Source organism: Alcanivorax sp. UBA3183, assembly GCF_002364155.1.
Taxonomy (GTDB): Bacteria; Pseudomonadota; Gammaproteobacteria; order Pseudomonadales; family Alcanivoracaceae; genus Alcanivorax; species Alcanivorax jadensis.
In genome coordinates this window covers 76,380-85,823 of sequence record NZ_DEXN01000047.1, presented here as the reverse complement: position 1 = coordinate 85,823, position 9,444 = coordinate 76,380, and the positions used below count along the sequence as shown (strand labels likewise).

At 61.7% G+C, this 9,444-nt stretch carries 7 protein-coding genes; 1 reads left to right on the top strand and 6 read right to left on the bottom strand.

All coding sequences use genetic code 11. The features are described from left to right. Nucleotides 1-10: 10 nt before the first annotated feature. The 6 genes from B3Q33_RS14925 to lnt all read right to left on the bottom strand — a co-directional run bounded on the left by B3Q33_RS14925 (nt 11) and on the right by lnt (nt 7,684). Complete coding sequence (locus B3Q33_RS14925) at nt 11-1,756, bottom strand: SulP family inorganic anion transporter (protein WP_272963302.1); 1,746 nt, start codon at nt 1,754-1,756, stop codon at nt 11-13. Nucleotides 1,757-1,758: 2 nt separating this feature from the next. After that, entirely contained in the window at nt 1,759-2,187 is a 429-nt protein-coding gene (locus B3Q33_RS14920) for a TIGR01244 family sulfur transferase (protein WP_272963303.1), read from the bottom strand. Nucleotides 2,188-2,224: 37 nt separating this feature from the next. Then, entirely contained in the window at nt 2,225-3,973 is a 1,749-nt protein-coding gene (locus B3Q33_RS14915; RefSeq protein WP_272963304.1) for a SulP family inorganic anion transporter, read from the bottom strand. Between the two features lie 26 nt (nt 3,974-3,999). Next, nucleotides 4,000-5,223 (bottom strand): FAD/NAD(P)-binding oxidoreductase, encoded by a 1,224-nt coding sequence (locus tag B3Q33_RS14910; protein WP_337894021.1) that lies wholly within the window; start codon nt 5,221-5,223, stop codon nt 4,000-4,002. A 12-nt stretch (nt 5,224-5,235) separates the two neighbouring features. Next, on the bottom strand, nt 5,236-6,102 hold the full coding sequence (locus B3Q33_RS14905) for an MBL fold metallo-hydrolase (RefSeq protein ID WP_035249258.1): 867 nt from the start codon (nt 6,100-6,102) through the stop codon (nt 5,236-5,238). Between the two features lie 94 nt (nt 6,103-6,196). Next, complete coding sequence (gene lnt / locus B3Q33_RS14900; RefSeq protein WP_272963306.1) at nt 6,197-7,684, bottom strand: apolipoprotein N-acyltransferase; 1,488 nt, start codon at nt 7,682-7,684, stop codon at nt 6,197-6,199. A 299-nt stretch (nt 7,685-7,983) separates the two neighbouring features. Between lnt and B3Q33_RS14895 the strand changes: the two genes are divergently transcribed. Further along, on the top strand, nt 7,984-9,360 hold the full coding sequence (locus B3Q33_RS14895) for a B-box zinc finger protein (protein ID WP_272963307.1): 1,377 nt from the start codon (nt 7,984-7,986) through the stop codon (nt 9,358-9,360). Nucleotides 9,361-9,444 lie beyond the last annotated feature (84 nt).

The following is a 9,444-nucleotide window of genomic DNA, read 5'->3' as shown; positions in this document are numbered from 1 at the left end:
GCGTCAGGCGTCAGGCGTCAGGATCCTGCTCTTGCAGACTGTCCGGCGCCAGTACTTCCATGGCCTGGTAGTGGCTCAGATAGACCCTGCCGGTCAGCACCTTCGGAAAGTCGGTTTTTACCAGCACGTCCATTACCGGCCCCTTCACATTGGACAGGTTCAGGGTCACTCCGGCGTTTTTCAATCGTTCGTTCAGGCTTTCCAGACTTTCCATGGCGCTGGCATCCAGGTGATTGATGCCGGAGCAGTGCAGCACCACATGCTGAATCTGAGGGTGCGCCTGGGCCTCGTCGTAGATACGGTCCTCCAGGGTGCGGGCATTGCCGAAATAGAGGGATTCGTCCACCCGGATGGACAGCACCTCCTCGGTGAGTTCAACGCTATGGCGATCCATGTTGCGAAAATGATGGGTACCGGGAATGCGGCCCAGCTCGGCCACATGGGGCTGGCTGGTGCGCCACAGGAACAGGGCCACGGAAAGCACTACCCCCAGCAATAAGCCACTCTGCACATTGATCAGCAGCACCCCGGCCAGGGTGGCAGCCATGGCCAGGGCATCCGGGCGACTGAATGCCCACAGGTGTTTCAATTCCGACAGATTGATCAGTGGCAGGATGCCGACCACGATGATGGCGGCCAGGGATGCCAGTGGCAGGTACTGGAACCAACCGGTAAAAAACAGGGCCACCAGAGCGATACCGATACCGGTCAGCAGGCCGGCCATGGGCGTGCGTGCACCGGCGTCGTAATTCACCGTGGTGCGGGAAAAGCTGCCGGTCACGGCGAACGCGCCGGACAGGCCGCTACCGATGTTGGCCAGACCCAGCCCCATCAGTTCCCGGTTGGCATCCACGCGTTGACGACGTTTGGCCGCCAGGGCCTGGGCCAGGGAAATGGATTCCACAAAGCCGATCAGCGCCAGTAATGCCGCCGGGGTGATCAGGCTTTGCCAGTGTTCGCGGCCCAGCCCGGGCAGGGTGAATTCGGGCAGCCCCGCGGGGATCGCCCCGACCACGGCAAGGCCACGGCTATCCAGCGACAGGGTCACGGTGAGCAGGGTGGTGACCAGTACGGCCAGAATCGGTCCGCACTTGCTGATAAAGGCCACCAGCCAGCCGGGCAGTCGCGTGGCCTTGAGGGGGGTGGCCAGGTATTTCGGGATCAGCAGGCAGGCAATGGCGATCAGGCTGATGGCCAGTGTCAGCCAGTGAGTCTGCGGCAGCTGTTGCGCCAGGGTCTGTGCCAGTGTCACCAGCTCTTCGCCGGAGGCGTCGATGCGCAACAGGTGCTTGAGCTGACTGGCGGCAATGAGAATGGCACAGCCACTGATGAAGCCGGTGATCACCGGGTGGCTGAGCAGGTTGGTGAGCCAGCCCAGCCGCAATATGGCCATGGCCACCAGAAACAGCCCGGACAGCAGCCCCATGCCGATGGCAGCCTGGATGAACAGTTGCGGATCGCCCTGGGCCAGGGTGCCGGCGGCGGACGCGGTAATCAGTGAAGTGAGGGCGGCGGGGCCCACGGACAGGGTACGGCTGGTGCCGAACAGGGCGTAGAGAATCAGCGGCAGGATGCTGGCATAGAGGCCGGTTTCCGGCGGCATGCCGGCGAGCATGGCGTAGGCCAGACCCTGGGGAACCAGCAGGATGGTGACGATGATGGCAGCCAGGGTGTCCCCGGCCGCCTGCTCGCGGTTGTAGCTGGCGAGCCAGTCACTGGCCGGCAGCCAGCGAAACCGGCGGCCGGCATCGGCCATGCTTACTGGCCCCGGCGCTGGTCGAGTCGGTCGGCAAGCTGGCTCAGGTCATAGCCGGCCTGCTCGGCGTTGGCCAGGATGCTGGCGTTATCCTGCTCGTCCGCCTGGGTCAGGGCCCACAGGGTGGTGCAGCGAGTGCCGGTGCGGCAGAAGGCCAGTACCGGTTGCTCTGCCAGAGAAACGATGGCGTCAAAACCGTCGATGTCCACGTCGCTGATGTTATTGCCGACCACCGGTTGATGGGCATATTCAAGGCCAGCGGCTTCTGCCGCGGCGGCCAGCTCGGCGCTGCTGGGCTGGTCTTCGCTTTCGCCATCGGGGCGGTTGTTGAGGACGGTCTTGAACCCGGCCTTGGCCAGCTCGGCCATATCCTCAGGCTGCAGCTGCGGTGCCACAGACAGACTCTCGTTAAGGCGATTGATGGTAGCCATGAAAACTCCTTGCGAATGAACGCTCAGCTTAACCGTGTCAGACAGGGCTGCAAGGGGGAGCGGGATTTTCCTCGATGCTTTCCGGTGCCAGTGTGCGAACGGCCTGATATTGGGTGAGGAATATCTGACCGGTCAGTAATGCCGGCAGGGCGGTGTGTTGCAACTGGTCCATGACCGGCCCCTTGATTTCGGAAAGGTGCAGCCGGATACCGGCATCATCCAGACGTTGGTTCAGGCTCAACAGGCTATCCACGGCACTGGCATCCAGGTGATTGATGGCGGTGCCCATCAGTACCACGTGTTCTGTTTGCGGACGCAGCAGTGCAGCATCGTAGATACGGTCTTCCAGGCCCCGGGCATTGGCAAAATACAGGGATTCATCGATACGCATGCTCAGCACACGGGGAGACACCCGTACCTGGTGACGCTGCACATTGCGGAAATGTTCGGTGCCGGGAACCTGGCCCACTTCGGCGACATGGGGCTGGTTGGTGCGCCATAGATAGAGCGCCAGGGAGGTGACCACCCCGGCCAGCACACCGGCTTCCACGCCCCAGCCCAGTACTCCGACCATGGTGATGGCCATGGCTGTGAAATCCAGTCGGGAGAAATGCCAGGTGTGTTTCAGCGCCGGCAGGTCCACCAGCGATAGCACAGCGACCACAATGGTGGCGGCCAGGGTTGCCTTGGGCAGGTAGGTGAAAGCGCCGGTCAAAAACAGCGCGGTGAGGGCAATGCCTATGGCGGTGAATACGCCGGCCATGGGGGTCCGTGCGCCGGCATCGAAATTCACCACGGAGCGGGAGAAGCCCCCGGTCACCGGAAAGCCGCCGCTGAAGGCGCTGGCCAGGTTTGCGCCGCCCAGCCCCATCAGTTCCTGGTTGGCATTGATGCGCTGGCGACGTTTGGCCGCCAGGGTCTGGGCAACAGAGATGGATTCCACAAAGCCGATCAGGCTGATCAGCAGAGCGGGCAGCAGTAGTGCCTGCCAGAGGTCAGCGTCAAATACGGGTAATGACAGTGAGGGCAGGCCTTCGGGAATGTGACCGACAATGGCCATGCCGCCGCTATCCAGTTCCAGCATGGCCACGGCCAGGGTGGATCCCAGTACGGCGATGACTGGTCCTGCTTTACTCACCAGGTCGGACCAGAATGCATTGAAGCCGAGTTTTTGCAGCAGCGGCTTGAGCGCCTTGCGTACCCAGAACAGGAAGGTCGTAACCAGCGTGCCGAGCACCACTGTGGGCCAATGGGTTTCAGGAAAATGCTGTACCAGGGAGTGGCCAAGCTCTACCAGGTTGTGGCCCGACAGGGGGATTCCCAGCAGATGCTTGAGCTGACTGGCGGCAATCAGCAGGCCGGAGGCACTGATAAAGCCGCTCACCACAGGGTGCGATAACAGATTGGCAATCCAGCCCAGTCGAAGCAGAGCCATCACCAGAAGAATGGTGCCGGACAGAAAAGCCAGAATAATAGTGGCTGCCAGGTATTGTTGACTGCCGGCCGTGGCTACCTGGCTGGCCGCAGCAACAGTCATCAGCGAGGCTACTGCCACCGGGCCCACCGCCAGGGTTCGGCTGGAACCGAGCAGGGCATAGACAACCAGTGGCAGGATGCTGGCGTAGAGACCGACTTCCGGCGGCAGCCCGGCGAGCATGGCGTAGGCCAGGCTCTGGGGAATCAGCATGATGGTGACGATCACCGCTGCCACGCTATCCCGGGCAGCGGTCTCGCGGTTGTAGTGGGGCAGCCACTGGGCGGCGCCCAGCCAGGCAGGCAGTTTCATCTTGCCATCCCTTGTTGTGTCACGCGTCAGAGTTTGCCTGGCCTGGCCAGCCACTCATGGCCCTTTAGCATCAGCTCGAAGTAGATCTTTGGCATGGCATGACGTTTCAGCCACCACATACTCCGGCGCGGTACGGTGGGATCGAGCGGGAAGCTGGGTTGCAGTTTGCCCTGATAGCCAAATTCGGCCAGCACGACCTTGCCTTTTTCCACGGTCAGCGGGCAGGCGCCATAGCCTTCATAGCGAGCTGTCGGCGCACGATTTTCCAGCACCGCGCAGAGGTTCTCGGCCACCACCGGCGCCTGCTTTCGCACGGCGGCGGCGGTTTTGGCATTGCTGGCCCCGCAGGCATCGCCCAGGCTGAATACATTGGCAAAACGGGGGTGCTGCAGGGTGGCTTCTTCCACGGCGACCCAGCCGGCCTCGTTGGCCAGCTCGCTGTCGCGCACAAACTGTGGGGCCCGTTGCGGCGGTACCACATGCAGCATGTCGAAGGGCTCGGTGTGGTCGGTGTTGGTGCCATCGCCATTGGTACGCCGGAAGGTGGCTTCGCGGGCCGGGCCATCCACGGCGATCAGGGTGCTATTGAAATTCAGATTGGCGTTGTAGCGCTTCACATATTCCATCAGTGGCGGCACAAAATCCGCCACGCCGAACAGTACGGCGCCGGCATTATGGAACTGCACATCAATGTTGCCCAGGGTACCGGTTTCTTCCCAGTGGTGGCAGGACAGGTACATGGCCTTCTGCGGCGCGCCGGCACACTTGATAGGCATGGGCGGTTGGGTGAACAGAGCTCGGCCACGCTGCAGGTTTCGCACGCATTCCCAAGTATAGGACGCCAATTCAAAGAGATAGTTGCTGGTAACGCCGTGCTTGCCAAGGCTGCTTTCCAGGCCCTCGATGGCGCCCAGGTTCAGCTCCAGTCCCGGCGCAACCACCAGAAACTGGTAATTCAGTGACTGGCCGTCTTCCAGAGTTACCCGGTTGTGCGTCGGCTCCATTTCAGTCACCCGGCTGCGCAACCACTTGGCACCGTTTGGGATCAGCTTGCTGGTGGCTTTGCAGGTATTGGCCGGGTTGAAACAGCCGCCACCCACCAGGGTCCAGGCGGGCTGATAAAAGTGGCGGTCGCTGGGCTCCACGATGGCCACGGACAGGTGCGGCTTGCGCTTGAGGATACTGGCTGCCACCGCAATGCCGGCGGCACCGCCGCCGATCACCACTACGTCCCACAGAGTCGGTGTCATGGTCATCGCCTCTTACAGTGCGTTCAGCGGAATTTTCAGGTAGCTAATGCCATTGTCTTCCTCGGGAGGAAGGTGGCCGGCGCGCATATTGATCTGCACCGAAGGCAGAATCAGTCGCGGCATATCCAGGGTGGCATCGCGTTTTTCGCGCATGCTGACGAACTCCTGCTCGGAAACGCCTTCGTGCACGTGGATATTGTGGCGACGCTGATCGCCCACGGTGGTTTCCCACTGGTATTCGCTGCGGCTTTCCGGCAGATAGTCGTGGCAGAGGAACATGCGGGTGTCGTCCGGCAGGGCCAGCAGCTTTTGCACGGACTGGTACAGGGTGCGGGCATCACCGCCGGGGAAGTCGCAGCGGGCGGTGCCATAATCCGGCATGAACAGGGTGTCGCCGACAAACACCGCATCGCCGATCACATGGCTCATGCAGGCCGGGGTATGCCCCGGAGTGTGAATGGCCCGCGCCTCAATGTTGCCGACCTTGTAGGTGTCGCCATCGGCAAACAGATGATCGAACTGACGGCCGTCACGAGCGAACTCGGTGCCGGCGTTGAAGACCTTGCCGAAGGTGTCCTGCACGGTGCGTATATGCTCGCCGATGGCCAGCTTGCCGCCCACTTGTTGCTGGATCCAGGGTGCGGCGGAAAGATGATCCGCATGCACATGGGTTTCCAACAACCAGTCTACGGTGAGGCCTTCCTGTTTGACGTAGGCCACAATCTGGCTGGCACTGTCATGGCGGGTACGTCCAGCTTTGGGGTCGTAGTCCAGCACAGAGTCCACAATGGCGCATTGCCGGGTTTGCGGGTCTGTCACCACATAGCTGACGGTGTTGGTGTCGTTGTCGAAAAAGGCTTTGACGGTTGGACGAGACATGGCTTGTTCCCTCCTGTGACTGGGCAGCGTTCATGCACAGTTATAGAAGGGAATTCAAGCAAAGTCAAATTAGTAATAAGCTTATACTATAAAGTTATATATAGGGGTGTTTCTTCTTCCTTCCCAGCATGGCGGGCAGCAACAACAGCCCCGAGAGCACCAGCCAGGGCCAGACGCCCAGGGCCATGAATGGCGTGATGCCGGTACGTGGCTGGTAATGGCTGTAAAGCACATCACGCTCGAACTGGGGCAGGGCGTCCACGATCCGGCCCTGGTGGTCGATAACGGCGGTGACGCCATTGTTGGTGCCGCGCAGCAGCCAGCGGCCGGTTTCCAGCGCCCGTAAACGGGCCATCTGGAAATGCTGGACCGGGCCAGCGGAGCTGCCGAACCAGGCATCATTGCTGATGGTCACCAGCACATCGGCATCATGGCTGCGGCTGGCCACCAGTTGCGGGTAGAGAATCTCGTAGCAGATAAAGGGCGCCACGGTATGGCCCAGTACCTGCAGGTTGGGCTGACTGGGATCCCCCGGCGTAAAGCCGGACATGGGCAAGTCGAAGAAGGGGATCAGGCCGCGAATCAGCGATTGCATGGGGACGTATTCGCCAAAGGGCACCAGCTTCTGCTTGTGGTAGACCCGCTCGCTGTCGTTCTCACTGTCGCGAAGCGGAATGGCCGCGATGCTGTTGCGATAGGTAATGTCCGCGTCGCTGACGCTGCGCCAGGGAATGCCTGTGATAAGGGCGCCGTTACGGTCTGCCAGTTGGTTGCCTTCATCCTCGATGAAATCGGTAATGGTCTGGTAGAACTCGGTCATGGCCGACTCCGGCCACAGCACCAGGGTGTCGGCGGGAATCTCCCGGGTCAGCTCGTGATAGATACGGCGAGTCTCGCCGCGCATGGAAATCTGCCACTTAAGGTCCTGGGGAATATTGCCCTGCACCAACGCCACTTTCTGTTCCGGGCCGTTGGCATGGGTAAACGTGAGGAAATGGCTGGCAATGGCGGTGAGCAGAACAAGTACCGAGAGGCCGGCGGCAACCCAGCGCAGCGGGCCCGGCTGGCGAAGCTGAATCAGGGTGGCGCTGAGCAGTACCGTGGCGAGGCTCAGCAGCCAGACCCCGCCCAGAGGCGCCAGGCTGGCCAGGGGGGTATCAATCAGTGCGTACCCGGCATACAGCCAGGGGAAACCAGTGAGCAGCCAGCCGCGCAGCCAGTCCAGCAGCAGCCAGATACCGGCGAACACCAGTGCCGAGCGCCCCAGTCGCCAGCTCAGGGAAAACGTCAGGCCGTAGAACAGAGCCAGAAAGGCGGCGAACATCGCCGTAAAGGGAATCGCCATCCACAATGGCATGTAGCCATAGTCGTGCATGGAGACATGCACCCAGGACACGCCGAACCCGAACATGCCCAGGCCATAGAGCCAGCCGCGCAGGAAGGCTTCCTTGCCGGAGCCGGCCTGCTGCTGACACCAGAAGCCGGCGGCCACGCTGACAAACAGCAGCGGCCACAGGTTATAGGGCGCGAAGGCAAGGGGGAAAAGCAGGCCGGCAATCAGGGCCAGCAAACGGTGGCGCATGGAATTCCTCGTTTCATGATGGCGGCCAGGCCGCTGGGCGGTTACCGCTAGAGTCTGTGCAATAATACGAATAAAGTAGCAAGCAAAATCAATTAACGGCTTTGCTCTACGGGCCGTGTTCGGGGTGAGTTGAAAGTTCAAAGTTTAAAAGCGCGGGACAGGCCATGGAAGCGGCAAAGGCCGTACCCGCGCTGTTCCTTCAAAAGAGTGCGGCGCGGGCCTGACGTTGTTCGAGTGGCTACGACTCAATCCGCGCCTTTCAACTTTGAACTTTCAACTGAAAGCTTGGGGGCATCATAGTGAATCGCTATTGCAAGTACCATCCGGGGGCGGAAGCGCTCTGGTATTGCAGCCATGATGGGCTGTATCTGTGTCAGCAATGTGTGGATGGCCGTAATGACAGCCTGATAGAGGCCCGTTGCCTGCTCTGCAACCAGGAACTGGAAAGCAGTGAGCAGGGACAGGGTGGCCCTCTGTGGCGGCAACTGGATCGTTACCTGCGCTACCCGTTTGCCCCTGTGCTGTTACCGCTGCTGGTGCTGTGGGCGTTGTTGGCGTCGCTGGTGCCGCCCTTGCCGGTAATGGTGCCGGTGGTGTTGCTGGCAGGGCTGCCGACTTGGGGCTTTGCCCGGGCAGTGATGACCTTGCGCAGCCACCCCGGCAAAGCCCGGAAAAGTAGTGCTCCGGGCTGGGATTGCCTGACTGATATGGCGGGCTGGAGGGCGGCGTTATTGCAGGCTTTGCCGGCCCTGCTGGTGATGGTGCCGGCCGGGTTTGTGCTGCTGATGGTGTCGGTGCCGGTGGGGTTGCTGATTGGTGCTGTCGGCCTGTTGCTGGTGCCGGCTTTCTGGCTCGCCATTCAGGCCCAGGGGTCGGAGCCCGGCTCCTATGCGGCGGCACTGACCTATATCTTCTCCGCACCGCGTGATTATGCGGTGGCTGCCCTTCTGGCATCGGTGGGGTGGCTGTTGGGCGTGGCGCTGGTTGCCGTGGCCGTGGATGTGATGCCGCTACCCCTTGCCCAGGGACTGGCCGGGGCGTTGGCGGCAGTCTGGTGGCTCGCCCTGGCCTGCCTGTGCGGCGATATCCTGGCCCGTCATGGCCGTCTTTGGGGACTGGATCAGGGAGGCAAGAAAGTGACCACCTCGCTGGAAGAGCGGCGCCAGCGGGTTCAGCTCTGTGCCGGGCGCTTTGACAAGGTGCTGCTGAGCACGGCCAAAACCCTGAAGAGCAAAAAGGCCACCGTGGGGGACTGGCAACGTTATGACCGGCTGCTGGATATTACCGGCCGGCACGATGAGCGCCGCAGCGCCGCGCCCACCTATCTGGAAATGCTGGTGGTGTCCGGCGCCTGGACCGAGGCGCTGGCGTTGCTGGCTCGTCAGCGAGATGTAGAGCCAACCTGGCTGCCCGCATCGCCCTCCCTGCGTCTGGCCCTGGCCCGGGGTATCCACGAACAGGAGCCGAAAATAGCCGTGGGGCTGCTCAAGGACCTGCATGATCGGCACCCGGATTTCAGCGAATTAGGCGACGCCTATCTGTTGTTGGCAAAGATTCTCGCCGAGCAATTCGGACTCGCCGGCAAGGCGGAGCAGTACCTGCGATTTGTGGAAAGCCAGTGCCGGGATGCGAAACTGCGCAAGCAGGTGGCGGACTACCGGGCCGCGTGGGGGTAGGGGCGAGCTACGCTCGTGGGATAGAGAAAGGTCCGAAAGTTCCCAACCTCCGAGTTTTCTTCGAAGCCGCTGTAGGAACGGAGC